The following is a 24,167-nucleotide window of genomic DNA, read 5'->3' as shown; positions in this document are numbered from 1 at the left end:
CGCAGCACTGCCGGAACGTTCCGGCATTGTCCGGTCACGTTAACCACTCGGCGATAGCCGGTCAATGAACAGCATCTGGGGGTTGACGCGACCGGGCTGCCGCCGTTTAATCGCTGCCCATGTCGGAACGTTCCGGCACTGGTCGGCACCGCGGTCGTCAGGCCGCGACCGGAAAGCTGAGGTCCGATGCGGATTTCCCACTTCGCCTGCGCCGCCGGGACGGTCGTCGCGCTCGCGGGCTGCTCCGCGGCTCCGCTCGACAGCACCACCGCGCGCTCGGACGTGCCGGGCTACCTCGCGGTCGCCGACGGTGCCGTGCCCGCGGGCGGGACGCTCGACCTGCAGATGACCGTCGACATCGGCGCCGCCACCGGACTCGACCCGCAGCTCGCCGACGTCGCCACGTCGTGGCAGCTCATGTCGCTGGTCTACGAGACGCTGGTGACCGTCGGCCCCGACTTCGGCGTCCAACCGGCGCTGGCCGAGAGCTGGGAGACCCCGAGCCCCACCGAGTACGTGTTCCACCTGCGCGACGCCGTCACCTTCTCCAACGGCAGGGCGATGACCGCCGACGACGTGGTGGGCAGTCTGCAACGCCTGCTCGCCGGTCAGGGCGTGTGGCAGGCGCAGGTCGGCCCCGTCGAGCGAGTGTCCGCAGTGGACGACCGGACCGTCGCGGTGAAGCTCTCCCGGCCGTACGCGCCGTTTCTGGCCGCGCTCGCCAACGTGCCCGCCGCCGTGCTTCCCATGAAGGAGATCTCGGAAGGATCGCTCGATCCCGCCAAGACCATGCTGGGCACCGGACCGTTCGAGGTCGAGACGCACCGCCAGGACGTCTCGTGGCGGTTCAAGCGCAGAACCGGCTACTGGGCGGCGGGAAAGCCCGCTGCCGACACCGTCACCGTGGTGATCTCGGCGCAGGAGCAAGCCAGGATGGCCGCGTTGCAGAACGGCAGCGCCGACGTGGCGATGCTCGGCAACGTCGACGCGCCGAAGCTGCTCAACGGCGCCCGCGGCACCCGCATCGGCGCGCAGACCACCACCGACTTCTACTACCTGATGCTCAACAGCAACGCGCCCGGCGGGAAGTTCGACGACCCGCGGGTGCGCCAGGCGATCAACATCGCGCTGGACCGGCAGGCGATGGCCGACTCCGCGCTGGGCGGCCTCGGCAGGCCCACCGGCGTCACTCCGGTCGCGCTGCCCGGCGCATGCGATCCGGCGCTGGTGCCCTCGGCGCAGGCCGACCTGGACCGGGCGCGGCAGCTGCTCCGGGAGGCCGGCTCCGAGAACCTGACCTTCCGGCTCGCGGCGTACTCGACAGGGCCCGCGCCCGCCGTCGCGCAGGTGATCCAGCAGAACCTCGAGCGCATCGGGATCCGGGTGAGCATCGAGCAGCTCGACGAGGGCAGCTGGGCGGGCGAGGTCTACGGCGAGGTGCCCGCCACCTTCGACGCGGCGCTGTCCTGGTTCGCCGGGTACGCCGACGCGGGCATGGCCGGCAGGTGGTGGAACCCCGAGCAGGCCGGGTTCAACGCCGGTTTCATGGCACCGAATCCCGCGCTCAACGCCGCGATCGACAAGGCCATCGAGACCCCGGCGGGCCCCGAGCGCACCACCGCGCTGCAGGAGCTCTGCGACGCGGTCGACACCGACGGCCAGATGATTCCGCTCGTCACCAAACCCGCGCTGGTCGGCTTCCGGTCCGACGCGGTCAGCCCCACGTTCTACGAGACCGAGGGCTACGGCCACCTGTTCCGCGGCATCGCCGACTTCCGGCTGCGCACCGACTAGGAGGACTCGTGCGACTGTTCACGTGGTGGCTGCGGCGGGCGGTGGGCGCCGTGGTGATCCTGTTCCTCGTCTCGATCCTGATCTTCGCCACCTCCCGGCTGATGCCCGGCGGCTTCGCCGAGGTCGTGCTCGGGCCGTTCGCGAGTCCCGAGCAGCAGGCCGCGGTCGCGGCGAAGTACGGGCTCGACCAGAGCATCCCCGTGCAGTACTGGCGGTGGCTGGGCACCGCGCTCACCGGGGACCTCGGCGCCTCGATGATCACCGGTGAGCCGGTGACCGCGGAGTTCGGGCTGCGGCTGCCGGTGACCGTGCAGCTGGCCCTCTCCGGTGTGGTGGCCGCCGTCCTGATCGGCGTGCCGCTCGGCGTCTGGACCGCGGTGCGCGCCAGGGGCGGTGCCGTCGGCAGGTTGCTGAGCGGTCTCGGCGTGAGCGTGCCGGAGTTCGTGCTCGGCAGCGTCGTGGTGTTCCTGTTCTCCCGCTACGCGCTCGGCCTCACCGTGGGCGGCTACGTGCCGTTCGGCGAGGACCCGGTGGGCAATCTCCGGTCGATGGTGCTGCCGGCCGCCGTGCTGTCGGTGTTCGTGATCGCCGTGACCGCCCGGACCACCCGCGACGCGGTGCTGAACGTGCTGGTGGAGACCTACATCACGGCGTGCGTCGCGCGCGGCGAGAGCCCGGTGTCCATCGTGGTCCGCCACGTGCTGCGCAACGCCGCCATCCCGGTCGTCACCGTGCTCACGACCGTCACCGCCTACCTGCTCGGTGGCGCGGTGATCGTCGAGTACCTGTTCAACCTGCCCGGTGTGGGCACCTATCTCGTGCAGGCGGTGGGCCGGCGGGACTACGCGGTGGTTCAGGCGGGCGTGCTGCTGGCGGCCGTGGTCTTCGTCGTGACGACGATGCTGACCGACGCCGTCGCGGGCGTGCTCGATCCGCGCTTCGGTGCTGCGAAGGGACGGAAGCGATGATCTGGTGGCGCAACGCGGACTGGCTCACCCGTTCCGGCCTGGTGTGCCTGGCGGTGCTGGTGCTCGCCTCGGCCGTGGGCACGGCGACCGGGATCGGCGGTGACCCCGATGCCATGGTGGGGCCGCGGCTCTCCCCGCCGGGCGCCGACTTTCTGCTGGGGACCGACGAGCTTGGCCGCTCGATGCTGCCCCGGCTGCTCGAAGGCATCGGCAGCACGCTGCTGCTCTCGGCGGCTGCGGTGCTGGTCACCGCCGTGCTGGCCACGCTGCTCGGCATCGCAGCCGGCTACCGCGGCGGCTGGCTCGGCGAGGTCGTGATGCGGCTGATCGAGGTGCTGCACTCGTTCCCGACGATCGTGCTCGCGATCCTCGTCGCCGCCGTGGTCGGGCCCGGCCGAACGGCGACGCTGTGCAGCATCGTCCTCATCACCATCCCGCTGATGACGCGCGTGGTGCGCGCGGCGGCGGTCGCGGTGGCCGAGCGGGAGTACGTGACCTCCGCGGTGATCAGCGGCGCGCGCTGGCCGCGCATCCTGGTCCGGCACCTGCTGCCCAACCTGTCCGGCACCATCGCGGTGCAGGGCACCTACGCGCTGTCGGTGGGCATCCTCGTCGAGGGCGGGCTCAGCTTCCTCGGCTTCGGCGTGCAGCCGCCGCAGTCCTCGCTCGGCGCGCTGCTCCAGCAGGGCAGCACCTACCTGCTCGCGGCGCCGTGGCTGGTCATCGTCCCCGGGATCGTGCTGGTCGCGGCGATCCTGGCCATCAACGTGTTCGGCGACGGTCTGCGCGACGGTCTCGAACCGAGGGAGGCTCGGTCGCTGGTATGACGCACCTTCTGCACGTCGACGACCTCGTCGTCGACTACTCCTCGGGCGTGCGCGCGCTCGACGGCGCCACGCTCGCGGTGGAGCCTGCCGAGACCATCGGCATCGTCGGCGAGTCCGGCTCCGGCAAGTCCACGCTGGGCTCGGCGATCGGCGGTCTGCTGCCCGGCGCCGCGACCGTCGTCAGCGGTGCCGTGCGGATCGGCGGCCAGGACGTGAACGCCTTGCGCCCCAAGGAACTCCGCGCTCTCCGGCGCGAGAGGCTCGGCTGGGTGTTCCAGGAGCCGATCGGCTCGCTCGATCCCACGATGCGCGTCGGCAAGCAGGTCGAGCTGGTGCTGCGCGGGCGCGGCGACGTCGTGGCGCACCTGCAGCGCGTGCGGCTCCCGGATCCCGAGCGGGTGGCCAGGTCCTACCCGCACCAGCTCTCCGGCGGGATGGCGCAGCGCGTCGCGATCGCCATGGCGATGGCGGGAGAACCGGAGATCCTGATCGCCGACGAGCCGACGGCCGCGCTGGACAGCCAGATCCGCGAGGAGGTCCTGGGGGTGATCTTCTCGCTGGCGGCCGAGGCGGGCACCACGATCCTGTGGCTGAGCCACGATCTTCCGGCCGTGGCGAAGCGCTGTTCCCGGGTGGTGGTGATGTACGGCGGGCGGATCGTCGAGTCCGGCCCGGCGAGCGCGGTGCTGGCCGCACCCCGCCACCCCTACACCGCCGCGCTGGTGCGGGCCGTGCCCGGGGCGGTCGCCGACGGCGAGCGGCTGGTGCCGATCCCCGGTCAGCCACCGGTGCTCACCGGCTCCGCCGCGGGCTGCGCGTTCGCGCCCCGCTGCCCGGAAGCGCACGCCTCCTGCTCGTCGGACCGCCCTCCCCTGGTGTCGACGGGCGAACGCGACGTGCTGTGCCACCTGACCACGGAGGTCGGCCGGTGATCCTGGAACTCGACGACGTCGGCGTCACGTTCAGCTCCGGACCGCCGTGGCGGCGCAGGCAGGTGCACGCCGTGCGCGGGGTGTCGCTGTCTGTGGCCGAGGGCGAGATCCTCGGTCTGGTGGGAGAATCCGGCTCCGGCAAGACCACGACGAGCATGGTCTCCCTCGGGTTGCAGCGGCCCACCAGCGGCACCGCGCGATTCGAGGGCAAGCCCTTCCCCAAGCGGCGCGCGGAACTCACCGGCAGGATGCAGGCGGTGTTGCAGCATCCGCAGTGGTCGCTGAACCCGCGCATGCGCGTCGGGCAGTGCGTCGCCGAGCCGCTGGTCGTGCTCGGCGGAGCGGACCGGGCCGAGGTGGACGAGCGGGTGCTCGCCGCGCTCGACCAGGTGGGGCTGGGCGGGTCGTTCGCGCAGCGCTTCCCGCACCAGCTCTCCGGAGGGCAGCGGCAGCGGGTGTCCATCGCGCGGGCGCTGATCACCCGGCCGCCGTTCGTCGTCTTCGACGAGGCGGTCAGCGCGCTGGACGTGTCGGTGCAGGCCCAGATCCTCAACCTGATCAAGGACCTGCGCGCGGAGTTCTCCTTCGCGGCGCTGTTCATCAGCCACGACATCGGCGCGGTGCGCTACGTCGCCGACCGGGTTGCGGTGATGCGGCGCGGCGAGCTGGTGGAGACCGCCCCCGCCGCGGTCTTCTTCGGCACCCCGGAGCACGAGTACTCGAGGAAACTAGTGGAGGCATTGTGAGTGTTGCCAGCGGAACCAACGGCACTGCGCCGCGACCGGCCACCGCCTCGGCCTTCGCGCCCGGGGTGCTCACCAACGACGACGTGATGCTGACCCCGCAGCCGAGTCCCGGCGACTCGGTCGTCGCCTTCGACATCCCCGGCGTGCACGTCGGCACCGCCGAGTACGCCGAGGGACCGACCGGCTGCACGGTGATCCACGTGCCGGGCGGCGCGCGGACCGCGATCGACGCCCGGGGCGGCGCGGTCGGCATGTCCGGCGGCTACGGCTTCCACCAGGCCATCGTGCTCGCGGGCGGCTCTGTGTACGGGCTGGAAGCGGCGGCGGGGGTGAGCACCGCACTGCTGCACCGCGCGGAGAACCGCACGCACTGGGCCGCGTTGCAGCACGTCTCCGGCTCCGTCATCTACGACTTCTCCGTGCGGGACACCGCGATCGCGCCCGACCTCGCCCTCGGGAAGGCCGCGCTGGACAACGCCGTCGAGGGGCGGTTCCCCGTCGGCCGCTGCGGCGCGGGCCGGTCGGCCTCGGTCGGCAAGATCGACTTCTCGCGGGCCGAGTTCGCCGGGCAGGGCGCGGCCTTCGGCCGGTACGGCGAGCTGAAGGTGCTCGTCGCGACCGTGGTCAACGCCGTCGGCGTGATCGTGGACCGCGACGGCACGGTGGTGCGCGGCAACTACCACGCCGAAACCGGCGAGCGCCGCATGCCCGCGGACGACTACGCCGCCGCGGCAGCGGGCACCGGGACCGCGCGCACGGCGTCCGGCAACACGACGCTGACCGTGGTGGTGACCAACGCGAAGCTCAACGACGTCGCGCTGAAGCAGTTCGCCACCCAGGTGCACAGCTCGATGCACCGGGCCATCCACCCGTTCCACACCGAGCTCGACGGCGACACCCTGTACGCGCTCACCACCGACGAGGTCGAGCTGCAGGGCGTCAACGCGACCGGGTTCGGCGCGCTGGCCTCCGAGCTCGCGTGGGACGCGGTCCTGGCGAGCGCCCGATGAACGCGCTGGTTCCGCGGCACGCGAGCACCGAGACCGAACCGGCCGCGCGCGGCCGGGAACTCGGCGCGGCCTGCCGGGACGGGCTCCGCGAGACCTTCGCCGGGTACGCGCGCCTGTTCACCGCGCACGGGCTGCACCCGCACCAGGTGCGGGACCACGGCGCGGCGGCGCTCGCGGAGATCGGCGCGTGGGCGCCGTCGCTGGGCGCGGAGATCGCCGGCATGGCCGAGGGCAGCGGACTGCCCGCGTGGCAGCTCGGCGCGCTCAACGCCCGGACCGAGATCCTCGCGGCGGCGGCCGTCACCGGTGAGGGCGAGTGCTCCACGTCGGTGGTGCTGCCCGGCGACGGGACACCACCGCGCACGGTGCAGACCTGGGACTGGCACGACGTGCTGCGCGGCGCGATGCTCGCGTGGACGCTCACCACCGGGACGGGCCGCCGGGTCGCCACGTTCACCGAGTTCGGCGTGGTGGGCAAGATCGGCGTCAACGACGCGGGCCTGGGACTGCACTTCAACGTGCTGCGCCACCGGTCGGACGGCGCCGAGATCGGTGTGCCGGTGCACGTCGTCGCCCGCCGCATCCTCGACGAAGCGACCACTGCGGACGATGCGGTGCGGATCGCGCGTTCGGCGCGGCTGTCGGCGTCGTCGGTGCTCACCGTCGTCACCCGCGACGGGGCGCGCTGCGTCGAGCTGTGTCCGGCGGGGGTCGCCGAGCTGCACCCCGAGAACGGGTTCCTGCTGCACACCAACCACTTCCTCGATCCGTCGCTGGCCTCCGGCGAGCGCACGACGGCGGACGTGTCGAGCACGCTCGACCGCTACGCATGGCTGCGGGAGCACGGGGGCGCGGCGCTGGGCGCGGAAGACCGCACCGAGCGCGCTCGCGCGCTGTGCGTCCACCGGGACAGCGGTGCCCCGATCTGCGCGCACGCGGACCTCGCGTTGCCCGCGCACGAGCGCTGGGAAAGCCTGGCCACCCTCTCGATCGACGTCGCCGCGCACAGCCTGCACGTCCACCACGGCGGCCCGTGCACGGTCGACGAGCGGTCGTGGATCACGTGTTCCACCGGAGGAGGGGCGTTCGCATGACCGCTGACATCAGCTACGACGCGCGGACCGGAGCCGCCGTCGCGGAAGTGCCCGCGAGCACGGCGGCGGAGGTCGGCGCCGCGCTCGATGCCGCGGCCTCCGCGGCGCCGTCCATCGCGGCGACCGCGCCCGCGGAGCGCGCGACGTGGCTCGCCGCCATCGCCGACGCCCTCGACGCGGCACCCGGACTCGTCCGGCTCGCCGACGAGGAAACCGCGCTCGGCGAGGACCGGCTGCGGATGGAGATCGGCCGCACGTCGGCCCAGTTGCGGTTCTACGCCGGTGTCGCCACCGAGGGCTCCTTCTTGGACGCCACGGTCGACACCGGGGATCCCGCGCTGGCGCGCGTCCGCGTGCCGCTCGGCCCGGTGGCCGTGTTCGGCGCGAGCAACTTCCCGTTCGCGTTCGGCGTGCTGGGCACCGACACGGCGTCGGCGCTCGCGGCCGGGTGCCCCGTGGTGGTCAAGGGCCACCCGGCGCACCCGCGGCTGAGCCAGGCGCTCGCCCGGCTCACCCGCGACGCGCTCACCGGCACCTCCGCGCCGGAGGGCCTGTTCTCGCTGGTCACCGGATTCGAGGCCGGGTCCGCGCTGGTGCGCTCCGAGCGCACCGCGGCCGTCGCGTTCACCGGCTCGCAGCGGGCCGGCCTGGCGCTGTGGCGGATGGCGAACGAACGCGAGGTGGTCGTCCCCGTGTTCGCCGAGATGGGCACCGTCAACCCCGTGGTGGTGACCACGAGCGCGGCCGCGCGGATGCCCGGGATCGCCGACGGTTTCGCGGCGTCGTTCACCCGGGGAGCCGGGCAGTACTGCACCAAGCCGGGACTGCTGTTCGCGCCTGCCGGGACCGGCGCCGCCGCGCACGTCGCCGAGGCGCTGCGCAGGCTCTCCCCGAGCGCGTGGATGCTCACCGACGCCATCGCCTGCGCTGCTGCCACCGGGGTCCGCGAGCTGGTCGGCGCGGGCGCCGAGGTCGTCGCCGACGTCCCGGGACCGCGCGGCGGCTGGAGCGTGGACACGACGGTGCTGCGGGTGCCGATCGAGAAGCTCGAATCCGGCTCGCGCCTGCTGGACGAGTGCTTCGGCCCGGTCGCGATCGTCACCGAGTACGCCGATGCCGGAGAACTGCACAGCGCGCTGGGCAGGTTGCGGGGAACCCTGGCCGCCGCGGTGCAGACCGGAGGCGCCGACGATCCCGAGGTGGCGCCACTCGTCGCGAGGCTCGGCGGCCTCGCCGGGCGCGTGGTGGTGGACGACTGGCCGACCGGTGTCGCGGTCGGCTGGGCCCAGCACCACGGCGGGCCGTGGCCCGCGACCACCGAACCCGCGACGACCTCGGTCGGCGCCGGCGCGCTCGCGCGCTTCACGCGCCCGGTGGCCTTCCAGAACATGCCCGACGCCGCGCTGCCACCCGCGCTGCGCGCGGCGAACCCGTGGCGGCTGCCGCGCCGCGTCGACGGGGTGGTCGTCAGCCCCGCGTCGAGCGGCGCTCGGTGAGACCGATCGGCAGCGCGCTCACGGTGCCCTCCGGGGCCTCGCCGGACAGGATGTCGAAGAGCAGCTGCGCGCAGGCCGCCCCCGCCTCGCGCGGGCGCAGGTCGATCGCGGTGACGGGCGGATCGGTGTGGTGCAGCGCCGTGCTGTCCACGCAGGACGCCAGCAGCAGGTCCTCGCCGATGGTCCGGCCCGCCGCGCGGATCACCGGCAGCACCGCAGCAGCCGAACCGTCGGGCGCGCACACCAGCGCGTCCACAGCCGGGTCGGCGTTGAGCAGGGCGCGCACGTTGTCCTGCATGACCGCGGTCGGCGAGCCGAACGCCATCTCGCGCAGCCGGGGCCGCATGTCATGGCGCTCGCACCAGCGCAGGTAGGTCTGCTGCAGCGTGCGGCCCCAGTCGGTGACCGTGCTCGAAGCCAGGAACGCGATGTCGCGCGCACCCGCCGAACGCAGGTGGTCGAGCAACCGGTCCAGGGTGCCCGCGTGGTCGGAGCGCACCACCGCGGCGGGCTCGGCGTCACCGGTGTACCGCTCGCACGTGACGACGGGCACCGACGAGTTCAGCAGCCCGCGCACCACCGTGTCGGTCTCCAGCGGATCGCCGAGCACGACGCCGTCGACGCGGTGGAACCGGCGCGAGGGCACGTTGTGCGCCGTGATCAGCATGACGTCGTAGTCCATCTTGGCGGCCCGGTCGACGACGCCGAGCACGAACGACATGTAGTACTCGGAGCGGGTCAGGACCTCTGGCAGGTGCAGGCCGATGGTGCCGGTGCTGGAGCTGCGCAGCGAGCGGGCGACGAGGTTCGGCGAGTAGCCGAGCCGGTTGGCGACGGCGACGACGTGCTCGCGGGTCCGCTCGGAGACCCGTCCGGAGTTGCGCAGCGCGTCGGACGCCGTCGTCTTGGAGACTCCGGCGGCCTTGGCCACCTCGACGAGGTTCACCGACTCTTTCCTGCGCACGGTAACGACAATAACCGCCGCTCTACCCCACCGGCACCCGGCGACCCGTCTCCCTGTGACGCATCTCCGTGACCACGCCGAGCAACGCAGCGATTCATGGCGGTGGCAGCCATATGGCTGATTCCCTGAAACAAGGGAGACACAGCTGCGCGGGTTGGGGAAACTGCGTTCATCTCGACGGCATGAACGGAGTCACCCCTTGTCCGAAACGCCCGGTTCGGCGTTGATGCCGGAACACGCCGCCCTTCTCGCGGTGGACATGATCGGGTCAGGGAGCAGCCGCCCCGAACATCTCAGCAGCATCCCCGAACTGGTCCGCGACCTGACGCGAGCAGCGCTGCGCGCTGTCGGCCTCGGCAGCGACGCCGTCCAGGACGACCAGTTCACCGGGGACGGGTTCCTGCGCGTGTATCCGAGCAGGTTCCTGCCCACGCTGGTCGACATGATCGGTGCGCTCGACGAATTCCTGGCCGCGCACAACAGGTTCTCGAAGCCTGAAATCCGGCTCCGGGTCGCCGTGCACCTGGGCGCGCTGCCTGCCGAGCGCGGCTTTCACCGACCGAACATCGACCTCAGCCGGCTGCTCGACGCGGCCGCGTTCAAGCAAGTCGTCCAGCACTGCCAGGAGCACATCACCACGGATGCCTTCACGACCGCGCTCATCCTTTCCGACATCGCCTACCGGACGGTGTTCCAAGAGGACTACACGCGCGTGATCGACCGAAACGAGTTCGCTCCGCTGCTGATCACGAACAAGGAGTTCACCGAACATTCGTGGGTTCGGGTCACCGGAGTCCACCCGAGTCAGATCAGCAGCATCCCGCTCACCGGCGAACCGGCCGCGGTGTCACCGGAAGCGTCCTCTCACCCGCCGGGCAGCGCTTCTGGCGAGCGTTCGATCAGCAACAGCGGATCAGTCCATGGCAACCAGGTCACCGGAGACGGCAACACCTTCCGCACAAGCGTGAGCAACTCCCTCAGCGGGGCGAACACCGCAGTTCACGCCGGCACGTTCCACGGGAACGTCAACCACAGCGAACAAGGCAAGTACAACATCGACGCCAAGCACACCGAGCAAGTTCAGATCGGCGATGGCAACACCCAACATGTCGACCGCAGGCAGCAGAGCGTGCACATGGAGGCGGAGGCCTCCGGTAACGGCAGGGTGTACCAGGCGCTGGGCGACCAGCACATCACCGACAGGTGAACCGGTGGAGCATGGTCAGGTTCTCGGATCAGGCGGGGCGATGTGAGGGAACGCGGCATGGACGAGCAGGAATCGCGCAGGGCGCACAACGTCAGCGCCGACGATCCTGATCTGCTTGTCCGGACAGGTCGGACGCGGGATGTGCATGTGCAGGAGGCACGTGCTTCCGGAAATGCCGGCGTGTACCAAGCGGGGCGGGATCAGTACATCGAGACCCACCTCTACTTCGGTGTCGGTGTTCATCGCACGCGTCGCGTGGAGCCCGGTTCGGCGACCGAGGCCGATCCGTACCCGAAGGGCATGGCCGCGTTCGGCCCGGAGGATGCGGAGTGGTTCTTCGGCCGGGACCGGTTGCTGGCGGACTTGATCCGGCGGGTGGACGAGCGGTTCCGGGAAGGTGGCGGGCCGTTGATGGTGATGGCGCCGTCCGGGGCGGGGAAGTCGTCGCTGCTGCACGCCGGCCTGATCCCCAAGCTGGAGCAGGGCGCGATACCCGGCTCGCAGCACTGGCCGGGACTGCGGATCACCCCGACCGCACGGCCGATCAAAGCACTGGCCGAAGCGATCGCCGTGATCACCGGTGAGCCCGCTGCCGACGTGGAGCGGACGATCGCCGAACGGCCCGACCGCTGCGTGGAGGCGCTAGGTGCGGTCGTGCGGTCGAGATCGAGCAGCGCGATCGCAGCAGGCGCAAGGCTGATCGTGATCGTGGATCAGCTCGAAGAGCTGTTCACCTTGTGCACCGACGATCAGGAACAACGCCGCTTCCTCGACCTGCTCTCGCGCCTGTGCACCGCTGGTGCCGCGGATGGGGAGCCGGTGGCGCTGGTGGTGCTCGGGATGCGTGCGGACTTCTACGCGCGCTGCGCCGAATACCCGGAGCTGCGCGAGTCCGTGCAGCACGGGCACGTCGTGGTCGGCCCCATGACCCGGGATGAGCTGCGCGAAGCGATCCTCCATCCCGCCCAGCGCGCGGGCTTGAGCGTCGAGCCGGGCCTGGTCGAGCTGCTCCTGAGGGACTTGGGCGCGATGGCCGGTGACGGCGACGAGGGTTACAGGCCCGGTGGGTACGAGGCCGGCCGCCTTCCCCTGCTCGCCCACGCACTGCGGGCCACGTACCTCGGGCGACACGGTCGCTCCTTGTCGGTGGAGGCGTACCGGCTCACCGGGGGCATCGAGAACGCGGTCGCCACGACCGCCGACCACGCCTTCGACCGGCTCGACCCCGCAGCACGAGATGCCGCACGCGTCTTGTTCCTCCAGCTGATCAAGATCGGCGACGGAACCGAGCACACCCGCCGCCGCGTGCCCCGCACCGAATTGCTCGGTGCTGGCACCGGCCAGACCGTGACCGCGGCCCTCGACGCCTTCACCGGCAAACGCTTGCTCACCCAAGGACTCGACCGAGACACGGTGGAGATCACCCACGAAGCGCTGATCCACGCCTGGCCACGCCTGCGGGACTGGATCAACGAGGACCGAGCGGGCAATCTCATCCGCCAGCAGCTCACCGAAGCCGCCACGGCCTGGGAGAACGAAGGCCGCGACCGCAGCGCGCTCTACCGAGGCGCCCGCCTGCAAACCGCCCGCGAACACGCATCGACCCGACCGCACAGCGACAACCTCACTGCCACGACACGCCGCTTCCTCCGTGCCTCTGCCCACAACGAGAGCCGCGCGGCCCGCCGCCGGAACACTGTGATCGTGGCGCTGTCCTTGCTTTCGGTGCTGTCCCTGTTCGCGGCGTACGTCGCGAACTCCCAACGAGAAGTCGCGACCGCCAACCAGCTCACAGCACAAGCCGACCAGATCCTGAAGGACAGCCTCAACGGCGCCGACCTTTCGCTCGCCGCCCAGTTGAACCTCGCCGCATACCAATTGAACAAGGGTGACGAAACGATCAAGACCAAGCTGTACGACACCGCGAACGACCTGCTGTCCGCTCCACCGATCCCCCAGGAAGGGGCTGACTCGGTGGCGTTCAGCCCGGATGGTCGGACGTTGGCCAGCGGCGGCGGAAGCGACGAGCGTGGTTTGGTGCAGCTGTGGGATGCGTCCGTTCCGGAGAAAGCGAAACCGCTAGGCGAACCCCTGACCGTCCAAGGCAAGTCCGTCTCTTCGGTGGCGTTCAGCGCGGACGGCCGGACACTAGCCAGCGGCAGCGGTGACAGCAACGGTAATGGTTTGGTGCAGCTGTGGGACGTGTCCGTTCCTGAGAAAGCAGAACCGCTAAGCGAACCCCTGACCGTCCAAGGCGAGTTCGTCTCTTCGGTGGCGTTCAGCGCGGACGGCCGGACGCTAGCCAGCGGCGGCGGGCACGTCGAGAACAGCAGCATCACCAGTAGTTCGGTGCGGTTGTGGGACGTGTCCATTCCGGAGAAAGCAGAACCGCTGGGCGAACCCCTGACCTTCCAGGGCGAATCCCTCTATTCGGTGGCGTTCAGCGCGGACGGCCGGACACTAGCCAGCGGCGGCGGAAACGGCTGGGATGGTTTAGTGCGGTTGTGGGATGTGTCCGTTCCGGAGAAAGCAGAGCCACTGGGCGAACCCCTGACCGCCCAAGGCGCAACCGTCAATTCGGTGGCGTTGAGCAGTGATGGTCGAACGTTGGCGAGCGCCAGCGCCAGCAGCAGCGACAGCGATGGTTCGGTGCGGCTGTGGGACGTGTCCGTCCCGGAGAAAGCGGAACCGTTGGGAAATCCTCTGACCTCGCGAGACGAGGCTGGCTTCTCGGTGGCGTTCAGCAAGGACGGCCGGATGCTGGCCAGCGGCGGAGGACTCAACGGGGGTGGTTCGGTGCGGCTGTGGGACGTGTCCATTCCGGAGAAAGCAGAACCGCTAGGCGATCCGCTGGGCGTCCAAGGCGAGTCTGTCACTTCAGTGGCGTTCAGCGCGAACGGCCAGACGCTCGCCAGCGCCAGCAGTAGCACCGGTAGTGGTTCGGTTCGGTTGCTGGATGTTCCAGATCGCCCCCTGGCGAATGACAACTATGTCAGGTCAGTGACGTTCAGCGAGGACGGTCGGACACTCGCCAGCGGCGGCGGCAGCATCATCAGCAGTTCGGTGCAGTTGTGGGATGTATCGGTCCCGGAGAACGCAGAACCGCTAGGCGAACCCCTGACCATCCCAGGCGAGTCCGTCTCTTCAGTGGCGCTCAGCAAGGACGGCCAGACGCTCGCCAGCGGCGGCGGCAGCATCATCGGCACCAGAAATGGTTCGGTGCGGTTGTGGGATGTGTCCGTTCCCGAGAACGCCGAACCGCTAGGCGAACCCCTGACTTTCCCAGGCGAGTCCGTCTCTTCAGTGGCGTTCAGCAAGGACGGCCGGATGCTGGCCAGCGGCGGCGTTGGCAGCAATGGGGATGGTTTTGTGCGGTTGTGGGATGTGTCCGTCCCGGCGAAAGCAGAACCGCTAGGCGAACCCCTGACCACCCCAGGCGAGCCCGTCTCTTCGGTGGCGCTTAGCGAGGACGGCCGGACGCTGGCCGGCGGTGGCGGAAGAAGCGAGAGCGGCGACGGCAACGGCTTTGTGCGGTTGTGGGATGTGTCCGTCCCGGCGAAAGCAGAACCGCTAGGCGACCTCCTGACCGCCCCAGGCGAGCCCGTCTCCTCGGTGGCGTTCAGCGCGGACGGCCGGACGCTCGCCAGCGGCAGCAGTGTCATCGATGGGGCTGGTTTTGCGCGGTTGTGGGATGTGTCCGTCCCGGCGAAAGCAGAACCGCTAGGCGAACCCCTGACCACCCCAGCCGAGCCCGTCTCCTCGGTGGCGTTCAGCGCGGACGGCCAGACACTAGCCAGCAGCGGAGGACTCAACGGGGGTGGTTTCGTGCGGTTGTGGGATGTGTCCGCCCCGGAGAAAGCAGAACCGCTAGGCGATCTCCTGACCGCCCAACGCAAGCCTGTCGAATCGGTGGCGTTCAGCGCGGACGGCCGGACACTAGCCAGCGACACCGCAACTGCGGCTCGGTTGCACAACATCAATATCGATCAAGTGATCGACAGGATCTGCAAGACGACAGGAAGCTACCTCACGCCCGCCTTGTGGGACAGGCACTTCTCCGGCAGGGAGATCATCGAATCGCCCTGCCCGGATTCGTGAGAGCCGCGCGAGGCTCAGTCCAGTTTTTCGATTGCCGCGACGGCTTCCCAGCGGGCGCCGAGCGTGTTGAGCAGGGTCGCGATGTCGGCATCGCGGGCGATGTCGTTGCCCGCGAGCAGGGCCTCGTCCAGCCGTCGGGCGCGCTGGTGCACCTGGGCGAGCACCGCCTCGCCCTCCTCGGTGAGGGACAGCAGTTTGCGGCGGGCGTCGCGCGGGGATTCGACGCGCCGGATGAGGTTTCGCCGCTCCAGCCTGCGGCACAGGTCGGCCATCGTCGAGGTGTCCAGCGCGGCGGCGTCGGCCAGCGAGCTCTGGTCGCTGCCCGGGTAGGCGTGGACAGCGGAGAGCACCGCGAACTGCGGGCCGGTCAGCACCGGGTCGACGTGCCGGTTCCAGGCGGCGAGGTAGGCCTGGTGGAGCCGACGGGCGCCGTAACCGGGGGCGGCCAGCAGGTCCGCGGGCGGTGCCGGATCGACGGCAGACGCACCCGCAACACGCCGGCCCGTGCGCGTTGGCTCCCCCATTGAGTTCCTCCCATGCGACTCGGGCACCTGGGTCAGGTGCCCATTGATAATACGTGCCCGGATGGTTGCTCCCGGGTGCGGGATCGGCCCGGCCCCTGTCCAGCCCTGGGCCGTCCGGATGGCGCAACGCGGGGTCGTGCAACGGAGTTGTCCCGTTCGTCGGATCGGCCGATCGGTCGACCCCCGGCGAGGGGCAGTCGCGGGCCCGGTACGCGGAGGTCCCGCCAAAGACAACTCTTGCGTATCCGGATTATACGTGCTCGGATTGTTGGCGGAGGTGGTCGACCGTGGACCAGAACCTGTTCAACGACATCTGCTTGCAGCAGCTGCGCCTGTCCGGCGTGCACGAGGGAGAGACCGTCGTCGTGCTCACTCGCGGCGGGGAGCGCGCGGAGTACGCGGACGCGTTCCTGTGGGCCGCGCAGCAGTTGGGAGCCGCGGCGTTCCACATGCGGTTGCCCTCGCCGGCGAGCGCTTCGGGGGCGTGGGCCGTGGGTGACTCCGGCCTCGGGAACATCCCCAAGGCCGTGGACGCGCTCAAGGGCGTCGACATGGTCGTGGACTGCACCTTCCTGCTGTTCAGCAAGGAGCAGTTCGCCATCCAGGACGCCGGGGTCCGGATCCTGACCGCCGTCGAGCCGCCGGAACTGCTCGCCCGGTTGATGCCGACGAAGGAGTTGCGCGAGCGGGTGGAGACCGGCGCCGAGCTGCTGGCCAAGGCGAGCACGATGCGGATCACCAGCCCGGCCGGCACCGACGTCACCTACAAGCTCGGCGTGTACCCGACGTTGTCGGAGTACGGCTACACCGACACCCCCGGGCGATGGGACCACTGGCCGGCCGCGTTCGTCTTCACCGGCGGAGCAGACGACGGTGTGGACGGGAAGATCGTGCTCTCGCCCGGAGACGTGCTCCTGCCGTTCAACACCTACGTGCAGACCCCGGTGGAGATCACCATCGAGGAGGGCTTCATCCGCGACATCCGCGGCGGCGCCGGGTCCTCCGGGCTGGACGCGGACCTGCTGCGCTCCTACATCGAGAGCTTCGACGACCCGCGCGGCTACGGGATGAGCCACGTCGGCTGGGGCCTCGACGAGCGCGCCCACTGGCACGGCCTGACCCAGTTCCCCGGCGGGATGGGCATGGAGCTGCGCAGCTTCTACGGCAACGTGATGTTCTCCATCGGGCCGAACAACGAGCTGGGCGGCCCGAACGACACCGCCTGCCACTTCGACATCCCGATGCGCGGCAACTCGCTGTACCTCGACGACGAGCTGATCGTCGACGCGGGCGAGCTGACCGTTGCCGAGATGCGCCCGGCCGGTGGCCGATGAGCGCGGACGCGGCGGTGCGCGAGCACCACATCGGAATGATCGTGCCCAGCTCGAACCTCACCATGGAGACCGAGCTGCCGCGGATGCTGCGAGCCCGGGAGGAGGTCGATCCGGGAGACCGGTTCATCTTCCACTCCGCGCGGGCGCGGATGCAGCACGTGACCCCCGAACAACTGCGGGCGATGAACGCGCAGGCCGAGCGAGCGGCGGCGGAACTGGCCGACGCCCGCCCGTCGGTCGTGGCCACCGCGTGCCTGGTGGCGATCATGGCGCAGGGACCGGGCTACCACTGCACCGCGGAGGACGACATCACCCGCGCGCTGCGCGCCGAAGGTTGCGGCGCCCCGGTCGTTTCCAGCGCTGGTGCGCTGCTGTCGGGCATCGGCGCGTTGGGCGCGCGCAAGGTCGCGATCCTGACGCCGTACATGAAGCCGCTGACCAAGGCGGTGGCGGACTACATCGAGGACGCCGGGGTCGAGGTGGTGGACGCGCTCTCGCTGGAGGTGCCGGACAACCTCGCCGTGGCGCGGCTGGATCCGGCCGATCTGCGCGAGCACCACCGCAAGCTCGACCTGTCCAACGCCGACGCGCTGGTCCTGTCGGCCTGCGTGCAGATGCCGTCCCTGCCCTCGATCCAGCCGGTCGAGGACGAGGTGGGGATCCCGGTGCTCTCGGCCGCGACCGCCACCACCTTCCGGATCCTGTCCGAACTCGGGCTCGAACCCCGAGTGCCCGGTGCGGGCAGGCTGCTCAGCGGAGCGGTCGCCGCCCCGGGGGTGCCCGCGCACGCGGTCTGACCCTCCGGCGCGCGACGCTCGTGGCCGGGGCTGCTCCTGATGGGGCGTCCCGGCTCCTCGGGCTGCACGTTCTCACCCGTTGCGAGCTCGTGCTCGCTCGTCCGCGCCCTGATCGCCCGCGCCCTCTTCGCGCCGATCAAGAGCGCGTCAAACGGTCATCATCTGCGAACAAATCCTTTTCAAACAAGACCTTGCATATCCGGATAGTACGTGTTCGGATCACCTGAATCCGGCGCGGGTTCCGGCGAGGACGAGGAGGCCAGCGTGGCTGCGAGCCAGTCGTTCGAAGTCGTTGTTGTCGGTGCCGGCCTGGGAGGCCTGTGCGCCGCGCTGTCGCTGCGGCAGCGCGGCCTGCGGGTCACCGTGGTCGAAGCGGCCCCGCAGCTGGGGGAGATCGGCGCGGGAATCCAGACCGCGCCCAACGCCAGCCGGATCCTGATCGGACTGGGACTGCGCGCCGAGCTCGAACGCGTGCGCACCGAACCCCAGGACCAGGTCCGCCGCCGCTGGGCGGACGGGAGCATCATCGGCCAGCTGCCGCTCGGGCAGCGGGTGATCGACCAGTACGGGGCGCCCTACTGGCACTACCACCGCGCCGACCTGCACGGCGTCCTGCTCGAAGCGTGCTCGGACCCGACGGGCCCCGGTCCGGTGGTCCAGGTCGCCACCTCGGCGCAGGTGGTCGACCTCGACCGCACCGATCCGGCGCGCCCGGCGGTGCTGACCGCTGATGGGCGCCGGTTCACCGGGGACGTCGTGATCGGGGCGGACGGCATCCGGTCCGCGGTGCGGGATCTGGCGGGGTTCGACGACACCCTGGAGTTCTCCGGCGAGATGGCCTACCGCGCGCTGATCCCCGGCGACCTGGTGGCCGCCGACCCGGCTACCCGGTTCCTCGTGGACCGCTTCCACTCCACGATCTGGTACGGCCCGGACAAGCACCTGGTGCACTACCTGATCCGCGGCGGTCAGCACCTCAACGTCGTCGCGATCGTCCCGTGCACCGAGGAGATCGCCCGCGACTGGAGCGGCCCGGCGACCGCGGCGCAGCTCGCCGCGGAGTACCAGGACTGGGACGACCGCGTGCCGGCCGTGCTGGCCAAGGCCAAGGACGAGGACGTGTCGGTGTGGGCGATGTACCGCAGGCGCCGCGACCCGGTCTGGGTCGACGGGCGGGTCGCCCTGCTCGGCGATGCCTGCCACGCGATGCTGCCCTACCAGGCGCAAGGCGCTTCCCAGGCGATGGAGGACGCCGCTGTGCTCGCCGAGGAGCTGGGCCGGGTGACCCGCGACGGGATCGAGGCGGCCCTGGTCCGCTACGTCGATCGACGGGCGAAGCACGCGGGCATGGTCCAGGATGCGTCCCTGCGGAACATGAGCTTCTACCACCTGCCCGATGGCCCGGAGCAGCGTGAGCGCGACGAGAAGCTGCGTCGCTTCGACGGTGAGTCCGACGTGTCCTACGACTGGCTGTGGAACGGCAGCCCGCTCACCGACCCGGACACCGAATCCATCCAATACCAGTTCGCACGCTGACGCGTGACGCCGCCGCCACCGCACATCGGAGTGACTCATGCGTACCGGAGACCAAGTCGTCCAGGACCTGCCCTGGCGATGGAGCGTGCAGGGCAAGATCTTCCTGATCGGCGGACTGGGCTACATGTTCGATGCCTGGGACGTCGCGCTGAACGGCTTCCTCACCCCGTTGGTGGGGACCGAGTTCGGGCTGTCGCCGGGCCAGAAGGGGCTGGTGGCCACCGCGAACCTGATCGGCATGGCAGTCGGTGCGGTCGCCTGGGGGACGGTGGCCGACCGCATCGGCCGCAAGCGGGCGTTCAGCATCACGCTGCTGCTCTTCGCGCTGTTCTCCGCGGTCGGCGCGCTGTCGCCGAACCTGGAGATCTTCCTGCTCCTGCGCTTCCTCGCCGGAGTCGGTCTCGGTGGGTGCATCCCGGTCGACTACGCGATCGTCAGCGAGTTCTCACCCCGCAGGCAACGGGGACGGGTGCTCTCGGCGATGGACGGCTGGTGGCCGGTGGGCACCACGCTGGCGGGCGTCTCGGCGACGTTGCTGGTCCCGGTGGACGGGAACTGGCGCTGGATGCTGGTGCTGATGATCTTGCCGGCGGTGCTGCTGATCTGGGTGCGCCGCGGCGTTCCGGAATCCCCGCTGTACCTGGTCCGCAAGGGCCGCGAGGACGAAGCTCGCGCGGTCATCGACGATCTCGTCCGGCGCACCGGGGCGGAGCCGGAGCCCTACGCGATCCCGGCGGCGGTCGCGGAGGACACCCGCGGCGGGGCGCTGGCGGCAGCGTTCGACCAGCTCCGCCGGGTGTGGGCCTTCAACCCGCGGATCACCGCGGTGTCGTGGACGTTGTTCACCAGCGTGATGCTCGTGTACTACGCCGCGCTGAGCTGGATGCCGTCGATCCTGAAGGCGGAGGGCTTCGGCGAGATCGCGGCCTTCGCCTCGACCGCGCTGATGAACGCGGTGGGAATCGTCGGCGTCGTGCTGGCGGTGCTCGTGGTGGACAGGGTGGGCCGCAAGCGGGTCATCGCGACCGCGGGCCCGGCCATGGCGGTGTTGCTGGTGGTGTTCTCGTTGCTGCTGGGGACGCCTTCCTGGGCGGTCGTGGCGATCGGCGCATTCGGCCTCTTCGCGCTGACGGTCATCCCGGTCATGTACGCCTACGTCTCCGAGCTCTACCCGACGGAGCTGCGCGCCTCGGGCTTCGGCTGGGCGTCGTCGTCGAGCCGCGCCGTCACCGGCTTCGCCCCGCTGCTGTTCGGCAGCGTGCTGTGGCCGGTGCTGGGCCTGCCGCTGACCTTCACCGTGCTCGGTGTGCTCGTGGTGGCCGCGGTCGTGTTCATGATGGTCGCCGCGCCGGAGACCCGGGGGCGCGAACTCGACCGCATCACCGATCCCGGGTCGGCGTCGGCGGATTCGAAAAACCCTGCGACGACGGATATTCCGGTTCCATGACGTCGAAAATCGCTGCGAGTGACGAACAACGAGGAGGTCGACCGCGTGAAGCCCGCTGCGTTCAGCTACCACCGGGCGCATGATGTCGCCGATGCCGTCGGCTTGCTCGGCGAACTGGCGGCGGCAGGAGCGGAGCCGAAGCTCATCGCCGGTGGCCAGAGCCTGATCCCGATGATGAACTTCCGGCTCGCCCGGCCGACGGTGCTGGTCGACCTGGGGCCGTTGCGCCGCGATCCGGCGATGAGCGCGATCCGGCGCGACGGCCCGCAACTCCGGATCGGGGCGCTGAGCACCCATCGCGCCGTCGAGACCGCCGGTCGCACCTTGGGGCCGGAGTTCGACGTGCTCTCCCGGGCGATGCGGTGGGTGGGGCACCTGCCGATCCGCTCCCGCGGCACCGTCGCGGGCAGCATCGTGCACGGAGACGCCACCGCCGAGTGGTGCCTGCTCGCCCTGCTCCTCGACGCGGTGATCGTCGCCGAAGGACCGAACGGGCAACGGGAGATCCCGGCCGCGGAGATGTTCTACGGGTTCTACGCCACGGCCGTCGAACCCGACGAGGTCGTCGTGGAAGTGCGCTTCACGCGCCCGGCGCCGCGCGCCGCGCTCACCGAGTTCGCCCGCCGCCACGGGGATTTCGCGATCGTCGACGCGGCGGTCTCGCTCGACGCCGCCGACGCGGACCGGCTGGCCGGAGGGCGGGTGGTGCTCGGGGGCGTGTCCCCGGCGCCCGTCCGGATTCCGGAGGCCGAGGCCGTGCTCGCCGGTGGTGTCCCCGGACCGGATCTGTTCACCGAGTGCGGGGAGGCCGCCGCAGCGGCCATCGATCCACCCGACGACGCGGCCGGTACCGGCGCCTACCGCCGCCGGCTCACCCGGACGCTCGTCGCCCAGGCCCTGCACGAGGCGTGGCAGAAAGGAGTGACGCGATGACCGGACGCGATACCGGTGCCCGACATGGATCTCCGCAGTCCGGCGGGAAGCGCTGGGTCGGGGCTGCGGTGCCCCGGCGCGAAGACCCACGCCTGCTGCGCGGTCGAGGGCGGTTCATCGACGACGTCCAGCTGAGCGGGATGCTGCACGCGGGATTCGTCCGCTCCACCGTCGCGCACGGCCGGATCCTCGACATCGACCTCTCCGCGGTCCGCGCGGTCGACGGCGTCGTGGCCGCCTACACCGCAGAGGATCTCGACCTCGGCGACATCGTGGCCCTGCTCGACCGCCCGCCGGAGGAGTTCGCGCCCACCGCGATGCCCGTCCTGGCCAAGGAGAAGGTGCGCTTCGTCGGCGAACCGGTGGCCGTGGTCATCGCTCGCGACCCGTACAGCGCGGAAGACGGCATCGAAGCCGCGGTGGTCACCTTCGCACCCCTCGACGCGATCGTCTCGGAGGAGACCGCGCTCGCCCCGGACGCACCGCTCGTGCACGAGGAGGCGCCCGGCAACGTCCTCCTCGACGTGTCGATGTTCGACACGCCCGGGGTCGACGCCGCGTTCGAGGCCGCCGAATCCGGGCCGGGCTGCGTGGTCGAGGTCGTCACGCGAAGCGGGCGGCAGAACGCGCTGCCGCTGGAAACGCGCGGTGTGGTCGCCTCCTGGGACGACCGCGACGACCAGCTGCTGGTGCAGACCTGCACGCAGGTCCCGCACCAGGTGCGCACGGTGCTGGCCCGGTCGCTGCGCGTCCCGGAGCGCACCGTGCGGGTCACCGTCCCCGACATGGGCGGCGGGTTCGGCCAGAAGTGCGTGGTCGGCCGCGAGGAGATCGCGGTCGCGGCGGCGGCCCGGAAGCTGGACCGGCCGGTGAAGTGGATCGAGGACCGCCGGGAGGCGCTGACCGCCGCGTTCCTGGCCCGCGAGCAGCGCTACCGCACCCGCGCGGCGTTCGACGCCGAAGGCCGGATCACCGCGCTGGACGTCGACGTCGTCTGCGACATGGGCGCCTACTCCTGCTACCCGTTCACGGCGGGCATCGAACCGCTGATGGCCTCCGCCGAGATGCCGAGCGTCTACCAGGTGCCCGCCTACCGGGTCCGCGGTCGCGCCATCACCAGCAACAAGGCGCCGACCGCCCCCTACCGCGGGGTCAGCCGACCGCAGTACGTCATGGCGGTGGAACGCGTCATGGAGCGCGCGGCGCGCGAACTCGGCATCGACCCGGTCGAGATCCGGCGGCGCAACGTGATCACCGAATTCCCCTACACCGGTGTCAACGGCATCACCTACGATCCCGGCACCTACCGGGAATCGCTCGACCTCGCCGAGGCCACGCTCCGCGAGGAGGGCTGGTACGAGTTCCGGGAGCGGGCCGCCGCGGAAGGACGGCACATCGGCATCGGCTACTGCTGCTTCTCCGAGCGGACCGGCTACGGGTCCGACGCCTTCGCCAAGCGCAAGATGCGGGTGGTCCCCGGTTTCGACGTCTCCGAGATCCGGATGGACACCACGGGGTCGGTGGTGGTCACCAGCGGCACGATGAACCACGGGCAGTCGCACGAGACGACCCTCGCCCAGATCGCGGCCGACCGGCTGGGGCTGGACCTGGACGAGGTCAAGCTGCGGCAGGGCGACACCGAGCGCATCGCCTACGGGTGGGGCACCTTCGCCTCGCGGTCGGTGACCATCGGCGGCTCCGCCGTGTCCGTCGCGGCCGGGCGCCTCGCCGAGCTGCTGCGCACCATCGCCGCGCACCTGCTCAAGACCCGTCCGGACAACGTCCGCCTGGACGGCGACGGAGGCGTCGTCCAGATCGACGACCCCTCCCGGCGAGTGTCCTTCGAGGACATCGCCGAGGTGGCCCACCTGCGCAGCCACCTGCTGCCCGAGGGCGTCGAACCGACGTTGACCGCGACCGCGAGCTTCGACGTCGCCGGTGACGGCACGTTCTCCAACGCCACCCACGCCGTGGTCGTCGAGGCCGATCCGGGCACCGGCCGGATCGGCATCCTGCGCTACGCCTGCGTCGAGGACTGCGGTGTGGTGATCCACCCGCAGGTCGTCGACGGCCAGTGCCGCGGCGGGATCGCTCAAGGCATCGCCGGAGCGCTGTTCGAGGAGGTCACCTACGCCGACAACGGCGAACCCTCGGCCGCCAGCTTCATCGACTACCTCGTGCCGACCGCGACGGAGATCCCGGACATCACCGTCACCCATCTCGAAACGCCGTGCGCGTTCACCGAGAGCGGCGCGAAAGGCGCCGGCGAGGGCGGCACCATCGGTGCACCGGCCGCGGTGCTGAACGCGGTCAACGACGCACTGCGCCACACCGGGGTCGAACTCGACACCACGCCCGTGCACCCGCAGACGGTGCTGGCCGCGCTGGACGCGGCGCGCACCCCGCGGGAACACCCGGTGCGGGCTTGATCAGCGCGACTGGCGAAAGGAGGTGGGGTGG

Annotated in this window: 18 protein-coding genes; 16 read left to right on the top strand and 2 right to left on the bottom strand. The window is 70.8% G+C overall.

The window, feature by feature from the left end; genetic code table 11:
- The first annotated feature begins 186 nt into the window (after positions 1–186).
- The 8 genes from OU416_RS28175 to OU416_RS28140 are packed head-to-tail and all read left to right on the top strand — an operon-like array spanning position 187 to position 8,867.
- On the top strand, positions 187–1,794 hold the full coding sequence (locus tag OU416_RS28175; protein WP_270930057.1) for an ABC transporter substrate-binding protein: 1,608 nt from the start codon (positions 187–189) through the stop codon (positions 1,792–1,794).
- Positions 1,795–1,802: 8 nt separating this feature from the next.
- Positions 1,803–2,762 (top strand): ABC transporter permease, encoded by a 960-nt coding sequence (locus tag OU416_RS28170; protein WP_270930056.1) that lies wholly within the window; start codon positions 1,803–1,805, stop codon positions 2,760–2,762.
- Entirely contained in the window at positions 2,759–3,589 is an 831-nt protein-coding gene (locus OU416_RS28165; RefSeq protein ID WP_270930055.1) for an ABC transporter permease, read from the top strand. The genes OU416_RS28170 and OU416_RS28165 overlap by 4 nt, the downstream gene beginning before the upstream one ends.
- The gene (locus OU416_RS28160) at positions 3,586–4,521 is read left to right on the top strand and encodes an ABC transporter ATP-binding protein (RefSeq protein WP_270930054.1); all 936 of its coding nucleotides are present in this window, start codon (positions 3,586–3,588) and stop codon (positions 4,519–4,521) included. Before OU416_RS28165 ends, OU416_RS28160 begins: the two co-directional genes overlap by 4 nt.
- Positions 4,518–5,267: an ABC transporter ATP-binding protein gene (locus tag OU416_RS28155; protein WP_270930053.1), complete on the top strand. Its 750-nt coding sequence runs from the start codon at positions 4,518–4,520 to the stop codon at positions 5,265–5,267. The genes OU416_RS28160 and OU416_RS28155 overlap by 4 nt, the downstream gene beginning before the upstream one ends.
- On the top strand, positions 5,264–6,277 hold the full coding sequence (locus OU416_RS28150) for a P1 family peptidase (RefSeq protein WP_270930052.1): 1,014 nt from the start codon (positions 5,264–5,266) through the stop codon (positions 6,275–6,277). The genes OU416_RS28155 and OU416_RS28150 overlap by 4 nt, the downstream gene beginning before the upstream one ends.
- A complete protein-coding gene (locus tag OU416_RS28145; protein ID WP_270930051.1) occupies positions 6,274–7,371 on the top strand; it encodes a C45 family autoproteolytic acyltransferase/hydolase in 1,098 nt (365 codons plus the stop codon). Before OU416_RS28150 ends, OU416_RS28145 begins: the two co-directional genes overlap by 4 nt.
- On the top strand, positions 7,368–8,867 hold the full coding sequence (locus OU416_RS28140; RefSeq protein WP_270930050.1) for an aldehyde dehydrogenase family protein: 1,500 nt from the start codon (positions 7,368–7,370) through the stop codon (positions 8,865–8,867). Before OU416_RS28145 ends, OU416_RS28140 begins: the two co-directional genes overlap by 4 nt.
- On the opposite strand, the gene OU416_RS28135 is transcribed toward OU416_RS28140, so the two are convergent.
- Complete coding sequence (locus tag OU416_RS28135; protein WP_270930049.1) at positions 8,839–9,831, bottom strand: LacI family DNA-binding transcriptional regulator; 993 nt, start codon at positions 9,829–9,831, stop codon at positions 8,839–8,841. The genes OU416_RS28140 and OU416_RS28135 overlap by 29 nt on opposite strands.
- Before the next feature lie 199 nt (positions 9,832–10,030).
- Between OU416_RS28135 and OU416_RS28130 the strand changes: the two genes are divergently transcribed.
- Positions 10,031–11,038, top strand: a complete 1,008-nt coding sequence (locus OU416_RS28130) for a hypothetical protein (protein ID WP_270930048.1) — start codon at positions 10,031–10,033, stop codon at positions 11,036–11,038.
- A 57-nt stretch (positions 11,039–11,095) separates the two neighbouring features.
- Positions 11,096–15,136 (top strand): NACHT and WD repeat domain-containing protein, encoded by a 4,041-nt coding sequence (locus tag OU416_RS28125; RefSeq protein WP_270930047.1) that lies wholly within the window; start codon positions 11,096–11,098, stop codon positions 15,134–15,136.
- A 14-nt stretch (positions 15,137–15,150) separates the two neighbouring features.
- Here OU416_RS28125 and OU416_RS28120 read toward each other — a convergent pair whose 3' ends face one another.
- Entirely contained in the window at positions 15,151–15,660 is a 510-nt protein-coding gene (locus OU416_RS28120) for a MarR family winged helix-turn-helix transcriptional regulator (protein WP_270930046.1), read from the bottom strand.
- A gap of 287 nt (positions 15,661–15,947) precedes the next feature.
- Between OU416_RS28120 and OU416_RS28115 the strand changes: the two genes are divergently transcribed.
- The 6 genes from OU416_RS28115 (at position 15,948) to OU416_RS28090 (ending at position 24,136) form a co-directional block, all read left to right on the top strand.
- Positions 15,948–16,994 (top strand): M29 family metallopeptidase, encoded by a 1,047-nt coding sequence (locus OU416_RS28115; RefSeq protein ID WP_270930045.1) that lies wholly within the window; start codon positions 15,948–15,950, stop codon positions 16,992–16,994.
- A 14-nt stretch (positions 16,995–17,008) separates the two neighbouring features.
- A complete protein-coding gene (locus OU416_RS28110; protein WP_270930078.1) occupies positions 17,009–17,791 on the top strand; it encodes a maleate cis-trans isomerase family protein in 783 nt (260 codons plus the stop codon).
- Between the two features lie 264 nt (positions 17,792–18,055).
- Positions 18,056–19,327 carry an FAD-dependent oxidoreductase gene (locus OU416_RS28105; RefSeq protein ID WP_270930044.1) on the top strand — a complete coding sequence of 424 codons (1,272 nt, stop codon included), beginning with the start codon at positions 18,056–18,058 and terminating at the stop codon, positions 19,325–19,327.
- A gap of 37 nt (positions 19,328–19,364) precedes the next feature.
- Complete coding sequence (locus tag OU416_RS28100) at positions 19,365–20,774, top strand: MFS transporter (RefSeq protein WP_270930043.1); 1,410 nt, start codon at positions 19,365–19,367, stop codon at positions 20,772–20,774.
- A gap of 45 nt (positions 20,775–20,819) precedes the next feature.
- Positions 20,820–21,707 carry an FAD binding domain-containing protein gene (locus OU416_RS28095; protein WP_270930077.1) on the top strand — a complete coding sequence of 296 codons (888 nt, stop codon included), beginning with the start codon at positions 20,820–20,822 and terminating at the stop codon, positions 21,705–21,707.
- Positions 21,704–24,136, top strand: a complete 2,433-nt coding sequence (locus OU416_RS28090) for a xanthine dehydrogenase family protein molybdopterin-binding subunit (RefSeq protein ID WP_270930042.1) — start codon at positions 21,704–21,706, stop codon at positions 24,134–24,136. Before OU416_RS28095 ends, OU416_RS28090 begins: the two co-directional genes overlap by 4 nt.
- Positions 24,137–24,167: the final 31 nt, after the last annotated feature.

It is taken from the genome of Saccharopolyspora indica, assembly GCF_027853965.1.
GTDB classification, from domain to species: Bacteria; Actinomycetota; Actinomycetes; order Mycobacteriales; family Pseudonocardiaceae; genus Saccharopolyspora; species Saccharopolyspora indica.
Note: the sequence above shows the minus strand (reverse complement) of the source record. Positions and strands in the feature narration are given on the sequence as shown.

Bases quoted from the DNA above. Each gene is read 5' to 3' on its own strand.
- OU416_RS28090 (WP_270930042.1), top strand. From the start codon at position 21,704: ATGACCGGACGCGATACCGGTGCCCGACATGGATCTCCGCAGTCCGGC.
- OU416_RS28120 (WP_270930046.1), bottom strand. From the start codon at position 15,660: ATGGGGGAGCCAACGCGCACGGGCCGGCGTGTTGCGGGTGCGTCTGCC.
- OU416_RS28100 (WP_270930043.1), top strand. From the start codon at position 19,365: ATGCGTACCGGAGACCAAGTCGTCCAGGACCTGCCCTGGCGATGGAGC.
- OU416_RS28165 (WP_270930055.1), top strand. From the start codon at position 2,759: ATGATCTGGTGGCGCAACGCGGACTGGCTCACCCGTTCCGGCCTGGTG.
- OU416_RS28160 (WP_270930054.1), top strand. From the start codon at position 3,586: ATGACGCACCTTCTGCACGTCGACGACCTCGTCGTCGACTACTCCTCG.
- OU416_RS28175 (WP_270930057.1), top strand. From the start codon at position 187: ATGCGGATTTCCCACTTCGCCTGCGCCGCCGGGACGGTCGTCGCGCTC.
- OU416_RS28125 (WP_270930047.1), top strand. From the start codon at position 11,096: ATGGACGAGCAGGAATCGCGCAGGGCGCACAACGTCAGCGCCGACGAT.
- OU416_RS28140 (WP_270930050.1), top strand. From the start codon at position 7,368: ATGACCGCTGACATCAGCTACGACGCGCGGACCGGAGCCGCCGTCGCG.
- OU416_RS28145 (WP_270930051.1), top strand. From the start codon at position 6,274: ATGAACGCGCTGGTTCCGCGGCACGCGAGCACCGAGACCGAACCGGCC.